We start from the raw sequence: 16,776 nt of genomic DNA, 5'->3' as shown, positions 1-16,776 counted from the left end.
TCACAGGCTGGCCGCCAGCTCGCGGCGGGACTGCGCGGCCACCGAGCGCTCGTGCAGCCGGCCGACCACGCCGGTCAGACCGACGCCGATGGCGGTCCACAGGGTGGCGAGCGTGAGCAGCGAGGAGAGCCGGAAGTACCAGAGCGTGTCGGCCGGGAAGGCGCCCACCTCGTTGACCGTGGGCAGCAGCAGCGCGGTCAGGGCCATCGCGGCGACGTACAGGCCGGCGCCGCCGACGACGCCGGTGAATGCGCCGTAGGTCTCGGCGAGGCGCACCGCGACCAGCGTCGCGAGCACCGCGACGACGACCGAGAGGAGCACGAGGCCGAAGTACCACGCGGTGCGGTCGCCGATCGTGTCGCCGCTGCCGACGGCCGGTGGCGTGGCGGGGTACTTCAGGAACGGCACCAGCGCGAACGACGTGAAGCCGATGGCGCTCACGGTCGCCGTCGACTGCCGCGGGGTGAGCCGGCCGAGCCGGCCGACCGTCGCGGCGGCGACCAGGCCGACGATGCCGCCGAGCGCCACGCCGACGGCGAGCGTGCCGGTGAGCAGGCCCCAGGTGCGCTGGGTGCCGCGGCCGACCTCGGTCACGCCCTCCTCGGCGTCACCGTCGTCGGCGTGGGAGTGGGTGTGGCCGTCATCGGCCTCGGTGGTGGCGCCGGCGGGTGCCGACTCCTCGAGCGAGATGGCGACGTCCACCTGCGGCTCGCCGACGGTGTAGGCGACGAGGAAGGAGGCGAGACCGGCCAGGAGGCCGACCACCAGCCCCCGGACGAGGAACGAGCGTGCGGTCATGAGGGGTCCGTCCGACGACCGACCGCCCAGATGGGTGGTCGGGATGAGTGAGGGTGCTGCCTGGGGCTACTGCTGCTGCGGAGCGGGGAGGCTCAGTGGCAGGGGTAGCCGAGCAGGTGGCGCCCGTCGTGGACCCACTCGTGGATCGCGGTGCCGGCGGGGAGCGAGATCGCGCCCTGGTCGGCGCTGATGAAGAAGAGCACCAGGGTGCCGAGGAGGCCGAAGAACAGCGCCCACGGGGCGATCTCGGCGAGGGGGATCGAGGGGATCTCGACCTCGGGAACGGGGGTGGCGACAGCCGATGACATGTGTGTCCTCCTCAGGGATGAGTGCGTCCCTGTTCGATGGGGTGTAGGCGGACCTTCGGGTCTGACTCCACCGCCATCCGATCCCTCGGAGGCGATGTCACAGTAGCGCGACTGTGCCGGATTCCCACCGGCTTCCTCGTGCCCGCGCGAGCAGCCTAGGGCATCGCGAGAGCCGCCGCATCCGTTGGTCGAGCAGTGAGGAGCGCCAGCGACGAACGCACGTCGAGACCCCGGGAGCCGAGCAGGGCCAGGGGTGTCCCGTGAGACCGAGCTACGACTCGGCTCGGGGAATGATGTCCTGGCAGCGGAACAGCGAGCAGTCGCTGGCGCCGAGCGAGTACACCGACAGGTACTGGGACTCAGAGGTGCGCAGAACGTCCATCCGCGCAGCGGGGTCGACCTGCCGCAGGTCGGCCATCATCAGCTGGACACCGACAGAGATCGGCTTCGGCCCGAAGGGTGCCACCAGCAGACCCACCGGGCCGCGGCCGTCCTTGCTGACGTCGGTGGCACTGACCCACGCGCGGTTGACGTGGTCCAGGACGTGTCGCACCGTGAACGCGTACTCCACCCGCCATCCCTGGTTCGTGGCGTCCGTCAGCAGGGACTGGTGGTTGGTGAGCTGGCGCCACGACTCCGCCAGGTTGGCCCGGTTGATGAAGTTGACCACCCGGACGTTGCTGGTGAACGTGCCTCGTCGTTGCTCCAGCTCCCCCAGCACGGAGTGCGCCTCGTGGATGGACGTCCCGGTGGTCACGACCAGCTCGAGGTGCTGGATGCCCTCGAGCAGCTCCTCGACGGTCGAGTCGGAGAAGGATCCCTTCGGTCTGCCGTAGTCCTCGAACGCGGCAGCCTCGGGATAGGAGCGTGCCCACGAGTATGCGAGGTACGGCGACACGTTCCGGCTGAGCAGCGTCCCCGAGGCCAGGCCCTCCATCAGGGACGTGAGGATGGGACGGGGGACGCTGGTGAAGTCGATGATGACGTCGTCCGGCGTGGGGAAGAGCCGCAGGCTCGTCCGCAGCAGTCCCCGCATGCGTTCGGCTTCGACGGGATACGGCACCAGCCGGTGGATGACCTCACCGGTGGCTTCGCTGGCGGCGGCCGTCCACCCGCGGTTGGCGTGGGTCCCCTTCACCCCGTCCAGGAGCGATCCTTCGGGGACTCCTTGGAAGGTGAGCACCAGCCAGTTCAGCTTCTTGACCGGCGTCCCCTGCGTGCGCAGCCTGAGATGAAGGGCCAGCAGCCGCTCGGCGAAGTAGAGGGAGCGTTCCTCGAAGTTGGGGGCCACGATCGCCAGCGTCTCGCCCGCCCCGGTGAGGACGGCCTCGATGTCGTCCCAGTCGGCGTCGTCGAGCCTCATCGGCGCGCGCCCGCCAGTGCCGAGACCCTCGCGAGACCGTCGCCGCGCGACAGCGTCTCCCACTTGCTCCCGGTCGCCTCCACGGCCTGGTCCCCGATGCGGGAGTGGACCCTGAGGTAGGGACCGGCGTAGTGCCTCGGGCTCCCACCGCGCGACTGGTACCACAGGAGGGGCAGGGCGTCGGTCGCGCAGTTCTCGTGGTCGACGAAGGTGAGGCCGCAGTTGCGGTAGCCGAACTCGAGCCGGTCCCCACTGCGTTGGCGCATCCGGTCCAGCTGGGGGTCGTCGCCCATGACGTGCTCCGCGAACCACTGGCACAGCCGCCGTGCGTCCCTTCGGATGCTCTCGGTGCGGATCAGGCTGGAGTTGGGGAAGCTCAGGTTCTCCGACAGCGGGAAGTAGAGCCCGGAGTGGAGGGCCACCCCGTCGAGCGCCGTCAGATCGGCGATGCTCTGCTGCGCCTGCTCGGTGAGCACCTGGCAGAGCACGAAGATCGACGGGCGACTCTCCTCCGGCATCCAGGAGCGGATGGTCACCAACTTCTCGAGGTCGCCGCGAAGTGAGTGGCCGCTGAGCGCCTTGTCCGCCAGGAGCACCCAGAAGGGCTTGGAGAAGAGCAGTCTCAAGCCGTCGTCGGTGTCGGGACGCGAGGTGAGCAGCTGGTCGACCAGCCGTTCGGTGCCCTCGATGCGCGCACTGGTGCCGGTGTCGAGCCTTCCCTGGAGGCCGTTCACGTGGCAGAACTCGTTGGCCAGACGGCCGGGGTCGTTCTGGAAGAGATGGATCTGGTGGAGCACCGGCACGTTCTCCCGGCCCAGGCCGAAGCGCCGTGAGTTGACCAGGTCGAAGTAGAGCGACTTCCACGTCGCCTCGAGCATGTTGGAGGGGACGTACTTGACGTTGGCGAAGATGACCAGCGCGGCCCTCAGCCACTCCTGCCGGTGCTGCTCGGGGAGCAGGGGCTCGAGCATCCTCAGGGAGCGCTTGATGCGCTCCCACGGCGAGATGCCGCTGTCGCCGTAGGGGGACCTGACCTCGAGCCGCTCGAGCAGGTTGATCTTGGCGACGACGTTCTCCTGGGTCAGGCTGACCGGGTCCAGTGCTGTCCAGAAGGCGTCGCCGAACGTCGTCAGTGGCCCAGTTGCCACACGTGTTGCCGATCTGGCCCCTGGCGCGGTTGCTCGCGGCGCCGCGACCGCTTCCACGAAGCGCTTCATCCGACGGAAGTCCTGTCTGCCGCTGACGTCACGGACTGACGACTGGACATCGACCGCGTAGGGATCGAAGTCTTGGACCACGCCGGCGACGTTCGAGACGTTCAGGCCACCGGCGATGAACGTGCGGTCCATCAACCCCGCGTCGCGGAGACCGACCAGCACGCCCTGGTCGACGCGTCTCCCGGTCCCACCGGAGAGGTGGTCGACGATTACGTAGTCGGCGTGCTCGAGGACGGCGCCCACCGAGTCGGTGACCGAGCCGGGCGGGAGCCCGGCCCCGGCAGGGAGGAGGCTGATGATCCGGAGATCGCCGAGCCCGGCGTCGTCTGAGCGCGCTCGCAGCTCGGCAAGGTCGATGGCTGTCCACGCTTCGTGCAGCTGAACCCAGTTGTATTCCGTGGACACCAGCGCTGAGACGATCGATGCAGGGTCCTTCGACTTGGTGAGCAGTACGAGATCGACATCCGCGAGTTGAGGGTCGAGGAACTGTGCTCGGCGCAGCTGCTTGGCGAACATCAGGGCATGCGGGTCGATCGACAGGACGGCGTGGACTCCCGCCAGGTCGAAGCCGGCGTCGACGGCACTGCGGAGGCACTCCGCGCAGTGGATCTTGCAGGCCTTGGCTCGACTCACGCGACGCCCCCCATCGACCGTGGATAGCGACCGACGTCGGAGAACTACCCGGATGTGACGGCACACTAGCGCCGCGGCGGTGCGGCGAGTGACAGTTTCATCAAGGTATGCAGGGAAGGCGTCACTTCCCTCGGTGTGCAGCGCACGGGAAGTGACAGCTCCCCTGCATACCTTGGGGAAACGTCACTCGGCGCCCAGCGCCGCCACCAGCCGCTCGGTGACGTCGGGCGGGCGGACGGCGATGCGGACCCAGTCGGGGCCGAGGCCGGGGAAGGTGTCGGCGCGGCGTACGGCGACCCCGGCGGCGCGCAGCCGGGCGTGGACGCCGTCGCCGACGCGGGCCAGCACGAACGGCGCGGACGAGGCGACGTGGCGGATCCCCAGTGCGGACAGACGATCCTCGAGGTACGCCCGCCAGCCGGCGATCTCGCGGGCGCGGCGCTCGGACTCGACCAGCGCCGCGGGCGACGAGCAGGCCACCATCGCCGCGGACGCCTGCGCCGACACCGACCACGGCACCTGACCGCGGCGCAGCTCGGCGACGAGGTCGGGGTCGCCGACGGCGTACCCCGCGCGCACGCCGGGGATGCTCCAGTGCTTGGTCAGGCTGCGGACGACCAGCACCCCGGCCATCCCGGAGGCGACCAGCGATCCCGGCTCGCCGGGCACGGCGTCGAGGAACGCCTCGTCGACCACCACCAACCGTTCGGGCCGGACCAAGGCCAGCAGCGAAGAGGCCGGGTGCAGGACGCCGGTGGGGTTGGTCGGGTTGCCCACCACCACGAGGTCGGCGTCCTCCGGCACCAGCGCGGGGTCCAGGACGAACGGCTCGGGCAGCACCACCTCGGTGACCGTGCGTCCGGCCTGGAGCAGCGCGGCGTGCGGCTCGGTGAACTGCGGGTGCACCATGACCGGGCGCCGCCACGGGCGCAGCCGCGCGACGAGCGAGAACGCCTCGGCGGCACCGGCCGTCGCCAGCACCCGCTCGGGCGCGACGCCGTGGCGTCCGGCCAGCGCCGTCTCGGCCGCGGTCGGCGAGGGGTAGGCGCCCACCTGGTCCAGCGACGCCAGGAGCGCCGCGTCCAGCCAGTCCGGGCGGGCGCCGGCGTAGACGTTGACCGCCAGGTCGAGCAGGTCGCCCACCTCGACGTCCCCGTGGTGTCGCAGGGGGTCGCCGAGGGGGTCAGCCATGCGCGTGCGCGGCGTCCGCGAACCGCTGGGCCATGCGCGGGTGGCCCGCCCAGTGCGTGTGCAGGTACGACGCGTGCAGCGTCGGGGTGCCGAACCCGACCGCCGTCCCGTCGACCGTCCAGGTGGCGGTGTCGCCGCGCACGGGCTCGACGTGGGTGCGGTGGAACTCGTGCCCGGTGACGTCCTCGCCCGCGCGCGTCAGCAGCGAGTCGCCGGCGGCGGTGGCGGTGGGGTAGCGCAGCGTCAGCCGCGCGGTCATCTCCGCGGTGGCCGGCAGCGCCCCGACCATCGGGGCGCCGTCGAGGGTGTCGCAGAGGTAGAGCAGCCCGGCGCACTCCGCGACGGTCGGTACGCCGGCGGCGACGGCCCCGGCCAGCTCGCGGCGCAGCGACTCGTTGCCGGTGAGGTCGGCGGCGTGCACCTCAGGGAAGCCGCCGCCGAGGTAGATCCCGGACGTGCCCGGCGGCAGCGCGGGGTCGGCGAGCGGGTCGAAGGTGACGACCTCGCAGCCAGCGGCGCGCAGCAGCTCCTCGGTCTCGGCGTAGCGGAACGTGAAGGCGCGCCCGCCGGCCATCGCCACGACCGGTCGCCCGTCGCTGGAGGGGCGCACCTCCTGCGCGGGGTCCCACGCCTCGACCTCGAGGTCGGGCGCGGACCGGGCGACGGCGAGGACGGCGTCGAGGTCGACGGTCTCGGCGATCCGCTCGGCCAGGCGGTCCAGCGCGTGCGCCGCCTCGTCGCGCTCGGCGGCCGGCACCAGCCCGAGGTGGCGCGACGGCGCCGACACCGACTCGTCGCGCGGCACCGTACCCAGCACGGGCAGGTCGATCGAGGAGGCGACCTCCGCGGCGTGGCGGGGAGAGCCGGCCTGGTTGAGGATCACACCGGCGATGCGGGGCGCGCCGCGCCAGGTCGCCATGCCGTGCACCACCGCGCCGATCGAGCGCGACGAGCGCGCGATGTCCACCACGAGCACGACCGGCGAGTCGGTGAGGTGGGCGACGTGGGCGGTCGAGGAGAAGCCGTCGTGGCCGACGCGACCGTCGTAGAGCCCCATCACGCCCTCGACCACCGCGATGTCGGCGGGCGTCGGCGTGCGGGCGCCGTGGAGCAGCAGCGGGGCGATCCGGTCCTCGCCGACCAGGTGCGGGTCGAGGTTGCGGCCGGGGCGACCGCAGGCGAGCGCGTGGTAGCCGGGGTCGATGTAGTCGGGGCCGACCTTGTGGCCGCTGACGACGTGGCCGGCGCGGGTCAGCGCCGCCATGAGCCCTGTGGACACGGTGGTCTTGCCCTGGCCGGTGGCCGGTGCGGCGACCACGATCCGGGGGAGTGCCGTCCTGGGGGTGGTCACCACTCGATGCCCTTCTGGCCCTTCTGGCCCCGGTCCATCTGGTGCTTGACCTTGGTCATCTCGGTGACCAGGTCGGCGACCTCGACCAGCCGGGGGTGCGCGCGGCGGCCGGTCACGACGACGTACTGGCGCCCCGGGCGCTGCGACAGCGTCTCGATGACGTCGTCGAGGTCGACCCAGCCCCACTCCATGACGTAGGTGAACTCGTCGAGCACGTAGAGGTCGTGGGTCTCCTCGGCCAGGCGGCGCTTGATCTCCGCCCACCCCGCCGCAGCCCCCGCGGCGTGGTCGGTCTCGTCGCCGGCCTTGCGCGACCACGACCAGCCGGCGCCCATCTTGTGCCACTCCACCGGGCCGCCCTCGCCGGTCTCCTCGTGCAGCTGCCCGAGCCGCTCGAGCACGGTCTGCTCGCCGATGCGCCACTTGGCGGACTTCACGAACTGGAAGACCCCGACGTCCCAGCCCTGGTTCCACGCCCGGATCGCCAGGCCGAACGCCGCGGTCGACTTCCCCTTGCCGTCGCCGGTGTGGACCATGAGCAGCGGCTGCTGGCGGCGCTCGCGGGTGGTGAGGCCGTCGTCGGGTACGGCGTCGGGCTGTCCCTGCGGCATCAGGCCGCGCCCACGGAGTGGTGGACGATCGCGGCCAGGCCGGGGGCGCTCACCTCGGCGACGGGGACGTGCTCGGCGCCCAGCGACTCGGCCAGGCGGGCCGCAAGGCCCATCCGGAAGGACCCGGTCTCGCAGTCGACCACCACGGAGTCGACCGTGGTCGCGAGGTGGGCGGCCACCTGGCGGGAACGCGCGACCGCGTCGGCGCCCTGCGTGGCCCGGCCGTCGGTGACGACCACCAGCAGCGGCCGCAGGTGCGGGTCGCGGACCCGCTCCACCCGCAGGACCCGGTCGGCCTCGAGCAGCCCCTCGGCCAGCGGCGTCCGGCCGCCGGCGCCGAGGTCCTCCAGGCGCGTGGCGGCGATGTCGACCGAGCGCGTCGGCGGCAGCGCCAGCTCGGCGCCGGCGCCACGGAAGGTGATCAGCCCGACCTTGTCGCGGCGCCGGTAGGCGTCGAGCAGCAGCGAGAGGATGGCGGTCTTGACCTGCTCCATCCGCCTGCGTGCGGCCATCGAGCCCGACGCGTCCACGCAGAACAGCACGAGGTTGGCCTCGCGTCCCTCGCGCACGGCGACGCGCAGGTCCGCGCCCCGGAAGCGCAGCGGCCCGTGGCTGCGTCCGCGGGCGACCTGGTGCGGCGCCGCGGCGCGCACGGTCTCGCTGAGGTGGATCGCGCCGCCGCCGTCCTGCGAGCGTCGTGCCCCCACCCGCCGCCCGGACTCGGTGATCGCCCGGCTGCGCTTGCCGGCCGCGCCCGCCCCGGTCCCGGAGACCGTGAACAGCCGTGGTCGGTACGGCGTGCCCGCGGCCACCGGCGTCGACGGGGCCGCCGCACCGGAGCCGGGCGTCTCCGCCTGCTCCTGCTCGGAGGCCGAGGAAGCGGCGTCGCCCTCGTGGGTCGGGGAGGTGCCGTCGCCCTCGTGGGTCGAGGAAGGCGCGCTGGCGCCTGTCTCGAAACCCTCGTCACCCTCACCGCCGTCACCCTCACCAGCGTCACCGTCCCCGCCGTCCTCCCCGGGACTCGGCGGCAGCGGCGGCTCCGGCGGCAGCTCCTCGTCGCCGAGCACCCGGTCGAGCAGCTCCTCGTCCAGCCCGGGCGCGTCGAACGGGTTGCGCCGGCGCCGGTGCGGCAGCGAGAGCCGGGCCGCGGCGCGGATGTCCGCGCGGGTCACCGACGTCCGCTCGTGCCAGGCCGCGTGGGCCAGCGCGGCCCGGGCGGTGACCAGGTCGGCGCGCATGCCGTCGACCTCGAACGCCGCGCAGACCTCGGCGATCTTGAGCAGCGCCGCGTCGGACAGGACGACCCGACCGACCAGCTCCTGGGCGCGCTGGATGCGCGTGGTGAGGGCCGCCTCGCGCTCGGCGTACGCCGCCACGAACCCGTCGGGGTCGGCGTCGTAGGCCATCCGCCGGCGGACCACCTCGACCCGCTCCTGCGGGTCGCGCGGCGCGGCGACCTCGACGGTGAGTCCGAAGCGGTCGAGGAGCTGGGGGCGCAGCTCGCCCTCCTCGGGGTTCATGGTGCCGACGAGGACGAAGCGGGCGGCGTGCTCGACCGAGACGCCGTCGCGCTCGACGGTCGAGCGGCCCATGGCGGCGGCGTCGAGCAGCAGGTCGACGAGGTGGTCGTGGAGCAGGTTGACCTCGTCGACGTAGAGGATCCCGCGGTGCGCGCGGGCGAGCAGGCCGGGCTCGTACTCCGCCTTGCCCTCCGACAGGGCGCGCTCGAGGTGCAGCGAGCCCAGCACGCGGTCCTCGGTCGCGCCGACGGGGAGCTCGACGAGCCGCACCGGCCGCGTCTCGGTCGCCGCGTCCGGGCCGAACGGGCCGTCCGGCGAGGCGACGTGCCGCTCGCGCGGGTCCGTGGAGAAGCGGTCGCCCGCCACCACGTCGATCGGCGGCAGCACGGCGGCCAGGGCCCGGACGATCGTCGACTTGGCCGTGCCCTTCTCCCCGCGCACGAGCACGCCGCCGACCTCGGGCGAGATCGTGGTGAGGACCAGGGCGAGCGCCATGTGGTCGGGGTCGTCGGATCCGACGACGGCAGAGAAGGGGTACTGCTGTGGCATGGAGGCTCCCGCTCGATCGCCAGCTTTCAGGGGGCGCGAGGCCGGTCTTCGGACTTCCTGGACCAGCGTCGTCGACGCCGTCCAGGTCACCGCAGCGGGCCTGTGCCGGACTTTCACCGGCTTCCCAGATTCTCCCGTCGCTCCCGCTCTGCAGCAGGGGGTCGGGGCACCTCGTGCCTGTCGGTCGTCACGATAGCGTTCGTCCTCGTGCCCTCCCCCACGCGTCCTCGCCTGACGGTCGTCGGCCTCGGCGCGGACGGCTGGCCCGGGGTCCCCGAGGACACCCGGCGCCTCGTGCTGGAGGCGCCTGTCGTACTCGGCGGCGCGCGGCACCTGGGGCTGCTGCCCGCCGTACCCGGTCAGGAGCGGGTGTCGTGGCCCTCCCCGCTGCGGGAGGGCCTGCCGGGCCTGCTCCAGCGGTACGCCGGTCGCGAGGTCGTCGCGCTGGCCTCGGGCGACCCGCTGGTCTCCGGCATCGGCTCGACGCTGGTCGGGCTGCTCGGCGCCGACGCGGTGCGGGTGGTGCCGGCCATGTCCTCGGTCGCGCTCGCGCGGGCGCGCATGGGCTGGCCGGCCGAGTCGGTCGAGGTGGTCTCGGTGGTGGGGCGCGACGCCCACGCGGTCCTGCGCACGCTGGCGCCCGGTCACCGCGTGCTGGTGCTGTCGTCCGACGCCTCGACGCCCGCGGAGGTGGCGGGCCTGCTCGTCTCCTCGGGGTACGGCGCGAGCGCGCTGACCGTCCTCGGCGACCTCGGCTCGGCCGACGAGTCGCGCCGCGACGGGATCGCCGAGTCGTGGACCGGGGCTTCGCCGGCGCTGAACGTCCTCGCGCTCACCCTGCTCGGCCCGGTCGTGGGTCCGCGCACCGGTGGCCTGCCCGACGAGGCCTTCGAGCACGACGGCCAGCTCACCAAGCGCGACCTGCGCGCCTCCGCGCTCGCCCGGCTCGCCGCCCAGCCCGGCCAGCTGCTGTGGGACGTCGGCGCCGGCGCGGGGTCGGTGGGCATCGAGTGGATGCGGGCCCACCCCACGTGTGACGCGATCGCCGTGGAGGCCGACGCGGCCCGGGCCGAGCGGGTCCGCGGCAACGCCGAGCGCCTCGGCGTACCGGCCCTGCGGGTGGTCCACGGCCGCGCCCCCGACGCGCTCGACGGGCTCCCGGCCCCGGACGCGGTCTTCGTCGGCGGCGGCGCGACCGTGCCTGGCGTCGTAGCGGCCTGCCTCGCCGCGCTGCGACCCGGCGGCCGCCTCGTCGTGCATGGCGTGACCCTGGAGACCGAGGCGCTGCTCGGCCGGCTGCACGCCGAGCGCGGCGGCGAGCTGACCCGGCTGCACGTCGAGCACGCCGGCGCGATCGGCTCCTTCACCGGGTGGACGCCGACGCGTGCCGTGACCCAGTGGGCCTGGACCGAGGAGGGCGCATGACCGTCCACTTCGTCGGCGCCGGACCGGGCGCGGCCGACCTGATCACGCTGCGCGCCGCGACGATGCTCGCGGCCGCGGACGTGTGCCTCTACCCGGGCACCTACCTCGACCACACGGTCCTCGCGCACTGCCGCCCCGACGCCCGGCTCGTCGACACCCAGGACCTGGACCTCGACCAGATGGTCGCCGTCGTCGTGGATGCCCATCGCGCCGGCCTCGACGTCGTCCGGCTCACCTCGGGCGACCCGTCGGTCTACTCGGCCCTGCACGAGCAGACCCGCCGTCTCGACGAGGCGGGAGTGCCGTGGGACGTCACGCCGGGCGTCCCGGCGTACGCCGCCGCGGCCGCGCTCGTCGGCCGTGAGCTGACCGTGCCGCTGGTGACCCAGTCGGTGGTGCTGACCCGCGCCCAGGCCCGCTCGACGGCGATGCCGGAGACCGAGGAGCTGGCGCGCTTCGCGGCCACCCGCGCCACCCTGGTCCTGCACCTCGCGATCACCCGCACCCGCGAGCTGATGGAGGAGCTGGCCGGCCACTACGGCCCCGACTGCCCGGTCGTGGTCGTCCACAAGGCCAGCCAGCCCGACGAGCTGGTCCTGCGCGGCACCGTCTCCTCGATCGCCGACGCGGTCGAGCGCGCCGGCCTCCGCCAGGCCGCCGTCATCCTCGTCGGCCCCGCCCTCGACCCGTCCCCCTCGGCCGCCGGCGAGTCCTACCTCTACGACCCCGCCCGCGACCGCTCCGCGAAGCGTCCGCCGGGGTAGTCCCTGACGTTCGTGTCGTCGACACGCCGAGAAGACGACACCAACGTCAGGGACTACCCGGAGGTCAGCGCGTCCAGAGGCCGTGGGGCCGCAGGAGGAGCTCGACCTGGTCGGCGAGGAGCTTGGCGTCGGCGCGCTCGGGACGGACCGCCCAGGAGACCTCCGGGGCCGCGTGGGCGACGGCCGCGGCGGCCCACTGCCGGGTGCGGCTGGGGCCGTGGGTGCGCAGGTCGTCCAGCCGGCCCGCGACCCAGTCGGGGTCGGCGAGGGCACGGTCGAGCGCGGCCTCGGCGAAGCCGCCGACAGCGCCCTGGGCGGTGCGGTAGGCCGAGAGTCGCCCGTAGAGCCCCTGCGGCCGACCGGACGCCGCCCGCTCGCCGGCCATCCCGACGTGCACGACCAGCTGGCTGGCCGGGTCCCGGAGGAGGTAGACCCCTGGCTCCCGCGGCGCCCACGGGACCGCCTCGCCGAACGGCAGCCACTCCGACCACGACGCCGCGTCCTCGACCCCGAGGTAGGCGTCCACCAGCGCCGCGTCCCGCACTCGCTCCCCGACCCACGCCATGCCCTCACCCTGCCCGCCACCACCGACACCCGGCGGGATAGTCCCTAACAAATTCGTGGTCGACACGCCGGCGCGACCACGCGTTTGTTGGGGACTATCCCGCCGCGGTCACTCCTCGGGGACGCTGCGGGGGGTCCAGACGGCGCCGGAGGGGGTACGCCGGGTGGCGGTGGCGCCGATGATCAGCAGGCACTTCATGTCGATGGTGTCGGCGTCGAGGGCGCCGAGGGTGGTGACGAGCAGGGACTCCTCGGCGCGGCCGACGTCACGGCCGACGACCACGACGGTGTCGGGGGAACGGTGCTCGAGCAGGACCTTCTGGGCGCGCACCACCTGCTCGGTGCGCGAGCGCGACGCCGGGTTGTAGAGCGCCAGCACCAGGTCGGCCTCGGCCACGTGGCGGAGCCGCCGCTCGATGACCGGCCACGGCTTGAGCCGGTCCGAGAGGCTCATCACCGCGAAGTCCGCGCCGACCGGCGCCCCCGCCCGCGCCGCCACGGCCTGCACCGCGCTGACCCCGGGCAGCACGCGCACCGGCACGGCGGCGTACGCCGGGTCCTCGGCCGCCTCGAAGACCGCCGACGCCATCCCGAAGACCCCCGCGTCCCCCCCGGACACGACCGCGACCCGCTCCCCGGCGAGCGCGAGGTCGAGCGCGAGGCGCGCCCGGTCGACCTCGACGGTGTTGCCCGACGCGTGCCGGGTGAGGCCGGCGCGCTGCGGCACGCGATGGACGTACGGCGCGTAGCCGACCACGTGGTCGACCTCGGCCAGCGCCGCCGTGACCTCGGGCGTGACCCATGCGTCCGGTCCCGGCCCGAGCCCGACCACGAGAAGCTCCGCCGGACCGCCCACGACGTCCGAGGACGCGTCAGCGACCGGCGACGCCCGGCGCCCCGCCGGCTCGTCGTGCCGCGAGTCGCCGGGCACGACGACGAGCGAGAAGTACGGCACCGTCGCCGGGTCGACGTCGGCCACCGGCATCCGGCGCTCGGTGTCCATCGACGCGCGCTCGACGTAGACGGCGTGCTCGAGGCGCCCGGCCTGCGCCAGCGCGGAGCGTACGGCGGGGAAGGTGCGGCCGAGCTTCATGATGATCGCGCCGTCGGTGTCGGCCAGCCGCCGGGCGAGCTCGGGCTCGGGCAGCGTGCCGGGCAGGATCGTCAGCACGTCGGTCTGGCGCACCAGCGGCGTCGCCGCCGCGGCGGTCGCGGCCGCGAAGGCCGGCACCCCGGGCACGATCTCGGTGGGGAAGCGGGGCGAGAGCAGGTCGTGCATGTACATGAACGAGCCGTAGAAGAGCGGGTCGCCCTCGGCCAGCAGGACCACGTCGCGACCGGCCTCGAGGTGGACCGCCAGCCGCGCGGCCGACTCGGCGTAGAAGTCGGCCATGGCGCCGGCGTACCCGCCGGGATGGGCGGTCGGCCCGGTCGTGACGGGGTAGCGCAGCTCCTCCTCGACGGCGGTCGCCGGGATCAGCGAGGCCGCGATGCGCCGGGCGTTGGACTGCTTGCCGACACCCGCGTGGAAGGCGACGACATCGGCCGCGCCGATCAGCCGCGCGGCCTTGAGCGTGACGAGCTCGGGGTCGCCGGGGCCGAGCCCGACGCCGTAGAACCGGCCGGTCACTCCTGCTCCTGGGCCAGGGCGTTGAGCGCGGAGGACGCCATCGCGGAGCCGCCGCGGCGACCGCGCACGGTGACGTAGGGGACGTCGATGCCGTGGTCGTCGGCGAGCGCGACCAGCGCCTCCTTGGACTCCGCGGCGCCGATGAAGCCCACCGGGCAGCCGATGACCGCCGCCGGCCGGGGCGCGCCCTCGATCAGCATCTCCATCAGGTGGAACAGCGCGGTCGGGGCGTTGCCGATGACGACGACGGCACCGTCGAGGTAGGGCTCCCACAGGGATACGGCGGCCGCCGTGCGCGTCGTGGACCAGGCGGCCGCCAGGCCGGGGACCCGCTCGTCGGTGAGGAAGCAGCGCACCTCGTTGCCCGCCGGCAGCCGCGAGGCGGTGATGCCCATCGCGACCATGCGGGCGTCGGTGAGGATCGGCGCGCCCATCATCAGCGCGGTCCGCGCCGCACCCACGAGTCCGGGGTGCACCACCAGGTCGCGCACCAGGTCGACCTGGCCGCTGCCGTGCACCATCCGCACCGCCACCTTCTCGGCGTCGGCCGGCAGCCCGGCGAACGACGCCTCGCGGCGGATCGTCGCGAACGACTCCACGTAGATCGCGGGACCGTCGTCGACGTAGTCGTAGTGCCGTCCCGGCCGCGCCAGCGTGCTCATCGCGCACCCCCGTCCCGCGCGGGGACGACGACGCCGTGCCACGGCGTGACGACCAGCTCCGGCCCGCGCGCGGCGAGGTCCAGCGCCAGGTCCGGCACGAGCACCCCGTCGGGCACCTCGACGTGCTCGACACCCCCATGACGCCCGTACGCCGCCGGCTCGCCGGACACGAGCGCGCGCGGGTCCGCGGCCCGGTCGGCCGCCAGCGGCTCGGCCAGCTCGTCGACGTGCCATGCGGCGCTCGGTCCGTCGCCCCGGCGCTCCTGGAAGAGCGCGGCCAGGTCGACCAGTGCCGCCGGCGCGTCGGTCAGCGGCACGGCCGGTCCCCACGCGGCACCGACCCGCAGCTGGGCGGTGGTCCCATCGAGCGCGACCAGCCCCAGGTCGCAGGTCCGCGTGACGAGGTCGCCGCGGCCGTCGTCGAGCACGAAGAGGAAGCGCCCCGGCAGCCCCGCCAGCGCGGCGTGGGCGCACAGCAGCCGGTCCAGCTCGGCGACCACCGGCCGGAGGTCGGCGCGCCCGCCGCCGAGCCCGGTCAGCGGCGAGACCAGGAGGTTGCGGACCAGCTCGTGGCTGCGCGAGGGCAGCAGCCCGGTCGCCTCGATCGCGGCCAGCACCTCGGCCGGGAGGTCGCCGTCAGCGGAGGGCAGCGCGCGCAGCTGCAGGTTGGCGCGCCCGGTCAGGTGCACCGCGCCGTCGCCGTACGCCGTGGCCACCGCGACCAGCGCCCGCAGCGAGTCGGCGGACATCAGGCCCCCGGGCAGCCGCAGCCGCACCAGCGCGCCGTCGTCGGCGGGCCAGGGGCGCAGGGCGCCGGGGCAGAGGTCGGGACGGGACCGGTTCACGGAGGTGGCGGGCACGCGAGTCCTTCGAGGTCTGGGGCTCGTGCGCGGAGCCCCTGGCTGACCTCACGGCGGTCACCGCAAGGGCCAGCAGGTCTTCGGACTCGGGGTCAGCCGGGGCGAGACACCTTCCCGGACCCGGAGGTCCAGTGGCCTGTCCGAAGACAGCGTCTCGTCCGTCACCCATACCGCTGCGCGTCAGTCCCGGAGTCGCACCGGGTTCCCTTCACTGGCCCCCGCAGGCTACTAGCCGCAGGCTCCGCGATCCATGGCGGTCGCCGGCACCGGGATCTGCAGGACGCCCAGCGCGGCCTCGATGTCCGTGCGCTTCGGCACCCAGCCGCGGGCGATCTCCTCGCCCAGCAGGTCGAGCACCGCCGCCCACTCGCCGGGGCTCAAGGCGCCCACCAGGCCCTGGGTCTCGTACGCCGCCGCGCGCGCCCGCGGCGACGGCCGCGGGTGGTCCGGGTGCCGCCTGCGGGTGCGGCCGAGAATGCTCCTCATGCCCTGAAGACGCGTGAGCGCGCCGATCCTTATGCCCCGCGGCCACGAGCCTCAGGAGACCGACGGCGTCGAGGACACGAGGTGCCCGAAGGCCACCAGCCGCTGGTCGGTGTGGAACAGCTCGGCGCACGTCACGAGCGTGAGCAGGCGGGGTCCGGCGTCGGCGGGCGGCTCGGTGCCGCCGGCGTCGGGGTTGCGCGGGCGGGCGTCGAGCACCCAGTCGGCCGTGAACGGCACCGAGAGCGCGTCCCCGGCCGTGTCCAGGACGTAGGTGTGGGTGGCCGTGCGGGTCTCGACGACGACCCGGTCGCCGGGCTCGAGGCGCGGCATGTCGCGCAGCGGCTCGCCGTGGGTCACCCGGTGCCCGGCGATGACCAGGTTGCCCCTGGCGCCTGGCTCTGCGGTCCCCTCGACGTGCCCGAAGCCGGCCGCGAGGTCGTCGGGCGAGGTGCCCTCGACGAGCGGCACCTCGACGTCGTCGCCGAAGCGCGGCACCCGGACGAGCGCCAGCACACGGTGGTGGTCCACGTCGGCGTGGTCGCGCCCCTGCTCCCACTGCTCGCGCAGGGCCTCGACCCCGGCGGCGTGCGCCCGGCGCGAGACCCAGCTGGTGCCGACCAGCTGCCAGCCGACGTACCCGAGCAGGACGAGCCCCACGAGCAGCAGCACCGCGCCCAGCTGGAGGCGGCGGCGGGAGCGGACGGGGCGGGGCACGCCGCACATGGTGCCCGGCGATCCCGGCCGCGGCACCGCCGGGATGCCGCCGGGACCGCCCGCCGCGGGCACTGGTCTGGACCACCTCGACGGATCCGGCACCGGCCGTAAGCGACCGCCCCGCTCGACG

General features: G+C 74.1%; 17 protein-coding genes and 3 riboswitches. Of the genes, 3 read left to right on the top strand and 14 right to left on the bottom strand.

What is annotated here, in order from left to right:
• The 4 genes from E4622_RS21755 to E4622_RS23265 form a co-directional block, all read right to left on the bottom strand.
• The gene (locus E4622_RS21755; RefSeq protein ID WP_134742328.1) at positions 1-798 is read right to left on the bottom strand and encodes a CbtA family protein; all 798 of its coding nucleotides are present in this window, start codon (positions 796-798) and stop codon (positions 1-3) included.
• Between the two features lie 92 nt (positions 799-890).
• Positions 891-1,106 carry a CbtB-domain containing protein gene (locus E4622_RS21750; protein WP_134742327.1) on the bottom strand — a complete coding sequence of 72 codons (216 nt, stop codon included), beginning with the start codon at positions 1,104-1,106 and terminating at the stop codon, positions 891-893.
• 59 nt (positions 1,107-1,165) lie between these two features.
• Positions 1,166-1,242, bottom strand: a riboswitch (cobalamin riboswitch).
• 135 nt (positions 1,243-1,377) lie between these two features.
• Positions 1,378-2,469, bottom strand: coding sequence for a hypothetical protein (locus E4622_RS21745; RefSeq protein ID WP_134742326.1), 1,092 nt, complete (start codon positions 2,467-2,469; stop codon positions 1,378-1,380).
• Positions 2,466-3,617, bottom strand: coding sequence for a hypothetical protein (locus E4622_RS23265; protein ID WP_245156149.1), 1,152 nt, complete (start codon positions 3,615-3,617; stop codon positions 2,466-2,468). The genes E4622_RS21745 and E4622_RS23265 overlap by 4 nt, the downstream gene beginning before the upstream one ends.
• 141 nt (positions 3,618-3,758) lie before the next feature.
• Between E4622_RS23265 and E4622_RS23260 the strand changes: the two genes are divergently transcribed.
• On the top strand, positions 3,759-4,016 hold the full coding sequence (locus tag E4622_RS23260; protein ID WP_245156148.1) for a hypothetical protein: 258 nt from the start codon (positions 3,759-3,761) through the stop codon (positions 4,014-4,016).
• Between the two features lie 486 nt (positions 4,017-4,502).
• Here E4622_RS23260 and cobC read toward each other — a convergent pair whose 3' ends face one another.
• Genes cobC through E4622_RS21725 form a run of 4 tightly spaced genes read right to left on the bottom strand, consistent with a single transcriptional unit; the run spans position 4,503 to position 9,541 of the window.
• Positions 4,503-5,510, bottom strand: coding sequence for an Rv2231c family pyridoxal phosphate-dependent protein CobC (cobC, locus tag E4622_RS23255; protein WP_245156147.1), 1,008 nt, complete (start codon positions 5,508-5,510; stop codon positions 4,503-4,505).
• Positions 5,503-6,861 (bottom strand): cobyrinate a,c-diamide synthase, encoded by a 1,359-nt coding sequence (locus tag E4622_RS23250; protein ID WP_245156146.1) that lies wholly within the window; start codon positions 6,859-6,861, stop codon positions 5,503-5,505. The genes cobC and E4622_RS23250 overlap by 8 nt, the downstream gene beginning before the upstream one ends.
• Positions 6,858-7,472, bottom strand: coding sequence for a cob(I)yrinic acid a,c-diamide adenosyltransferase (gene cobO, locus E4622_RS21730; RefSeq protein WP_134742324.1), 615 nt, complete (start codon positions 7,470-7,472; stop codon positions 6,858-6,860). Before cobO ends, E4622_RS23250 begins: the two co-directional genes overlap by 4 nt.
• A complete protein-coding gene (locus E4622_RS21725) occupies positions 7,472-9,541 on the bottom strand; it encodes a VWA domain-containing protein (RefSeq protein WP_134742323.1) in 2,070 nt (689 codons plus the stop codon). The genes cobO and E4622_RS21725 overlap by 1 nt, the downstream gene beginning before the upstream one ends.
• 21 nt (positions 9,542-9,562) lie before the next feature.
• Positions 9,563-9,730, bottom strand: a riboswitch (cobalamin riboswitch).
• Positions 9,731-9,748: 18 nt separating this feature from the next.
• On the opposite strand from E4622_RS21725, the gene cbiE reads away from it, so the two are divergent.
• Together cbiE and cobM are read left to right on the top strand one after the other, a co-directional pair.
• Entirely contained in the window at positions 9,749-10,966 is a 1,218-nt protein-coding gene (gene cbiE, locus E4622_RS21720) for a precorrin-6y C5,15-methyltransferase (decarboxylating) subunit CbiE (protein ID WP_209022043.1), read from the top strand.
• Positions 10,963-11,730: a precorrin-4 C(11)-methyltransferase gene (gene cobM / locus E4622_RS21715; protein WP_134742322.1), complete on the top strand. Its 768-nt coding sequence runs from the start codon at positions 10,963-10,965 to the stop codon at positions 11,728-11,730. The genes cbiE and cobM overlap by 4 nt, the downstream gene beginning before the upstream one ends.
• Before the next feature lie 64 nt (positions 11,731-11,794).
• Here the strand turns inward: cobM and E4622_RS21710 are convergent, their stop codons facing one another.
• The 6 genes from E4622_RS21710 to E4622_RS21685 all read right to left on the bottom strand — a co-directional run bounded on the left by E4622_RS21710 (position 11,795) and on the right by E4622_RS21685 (position 16,646).
• Positions 11,795-12,295 (bottom strand): hypothetical protein, encoded by a 501-nt coding sequence (locus E4622_RS21710; protein WP_134742321.1) that lies wholly within the window; start codon positions 12,293-12,295, stop codon positions 11,795-11,797.
• 108 nt (positions 12,296-12,403) lie between these two features.
• Entirely contained in the window at positions 12,404-13,924 is a 1,521-nt protein-coding gene (locus E4622_RS21705; protein WP_134742320.1) for a precorrin-2 C(20)-methyltransferase, read from the bottom strand.
• Complete coding sequence (locus tag E4622_RS21700) at positions 13,921-14,586, bottom strand: precorrin-8X methylmutase (RefSeq protein WP_134742319.1); 666 nt, start codon at positions 14,584-14,586, stop codon at positions 13,921-13,923. Before E4622_RS21700 ends, E4622_RS21705 begins: the two co-directional genes overlap by 4 nt.
• A complete protein-coding gene (locus E4622_RS21695) occupies positions 14,583-15,446 on the bottom strand; it encodes a nitrite reductase (protein WP_134742318.1) in 864 nt (287 codons plus the stop codon). Before E4622_RS21695 ends, E4622_RS21700 begins: the two co-directional genes overlap by 4 nt.
• Positions 15,447-15,499: 53 nt before the next feature.
• Positions 15,500-15,694, bottom strand: a riboswitch (cobalamin riboswitch).
• Positions 15,675-15,932 carry a hypothetical protein gene (locus E4622_RS22975; RefSeq protein WP_167736194.1) on the bottom strand — a complete coding sequence of 86 codons (258 nt, stop codon included), beginning with the start codon at positions 15,930-15,932 and terminating at the stop codon, positions 15,675-15,677. It overlaps the preceding riboswitch by 20 nt.
• A 51-nt stretch (positions 15,933-15,983) precedes the next feature.
• Complete coding sequence (locus E4622_RS21685) at positions 15,984-16,646, bottom strand: class E sortase (RefSeq protein ID WP_245156145.1); 663 nt, start codon at positions 16,644-16,646, stop codon at positions 15,984-15,986.
• Between the last annotated feature and the right edge of the window lie 130 nt (positions 16,647-16,776).

This window comes from Nocardioides sp. 503 (assembly GCF_004522095.1).
Lineage (GTDB): Bacteria > Actinomycetota > Actinomycetes > Propionibacteriales > Nocardioidaceae > Nocardioides.
Note: the sequence above shows the minus strand (reverse complement) of the source record. Positions and strands in the feature narration are given on the sequence as shown.

What these genes read in the sequence shown, in the direction of transcription:
- E4622_RS22975 (WP_167736194.1), bottom strand. Translation starts at nt 15,932, where the DNA reads ATGAGGAGCATTCTCGGCCGCACCCGCAGGCGGCACCCGGACCACCCG.
- E4622_RS21750 (WP_134742327.1), bottom strand. Translation starts at nt 1,106, where the DNA reads ATGTCATCGGCTGTCGCCACCCCCGTTCCCGAGGTCGAGATCCCCTCG.
- cobM (WP_134742322.1), top strand. Translation starts at nt 10,963, where the DNA reads ATGACCGTCCACTTCGTCGGCGCCGGACCGGGCGCGGCCGACCTGATC.
- cobO (WP_134742324.1), bottom strand. Translation starts at nt 7,472, where the DNA reads ATGCCGCAGGGACAGCCCGACGCCGTACCCGACGACGGCCTCACCACC.
- cobC (WP_245156147.1), bottom strand. Translation starts at nt 5,510, where the DNA reads ATGGCTGACCCCCTCGGCGACCCCCTGCGACACCACGGGGACGTCGAG.
- E4622_RS21745 (WP_134742326.1), bottom strand. Translation starts at nt 2,469, where the DNA reads ATGAGGCTCGACGACGCCGACTGGGACGACATCGAGGCCGTCCTCACC.
- E4622_RS21755 (WP_134742328.1), bottom strand. Translation starts at nt 798, where the DNA reads ATGACCGCACGCTCGTTCCTCGTCCGGGGGCTGGTGGTCGGCCTCCTG.
- E4622_RS21725 (WP_134742323.1), bottom strand. Translation starts at nt 9,541, where the DNA reads ATGCCACAGCAGTACCCCTTCTCTGCCGTCGTCGGATCCGACGACCCC.
- E4622_RS21700 (WP_134742319.1), bottom strand. Translation starts at nt 14,586, where the DNA reads ATGAGCACGCTGGCGCGGCCGGGACGGCACTACGACTACGTCGACGAC.
- E4622_RS21710 (WP_134742321.1), bottom strand. Translation starts at nt 12,295, where the DNA reads ATGGCGTGGGTCGGGGAGCGAGTGCGGGACGCGGCGCTGGTGGACGCC.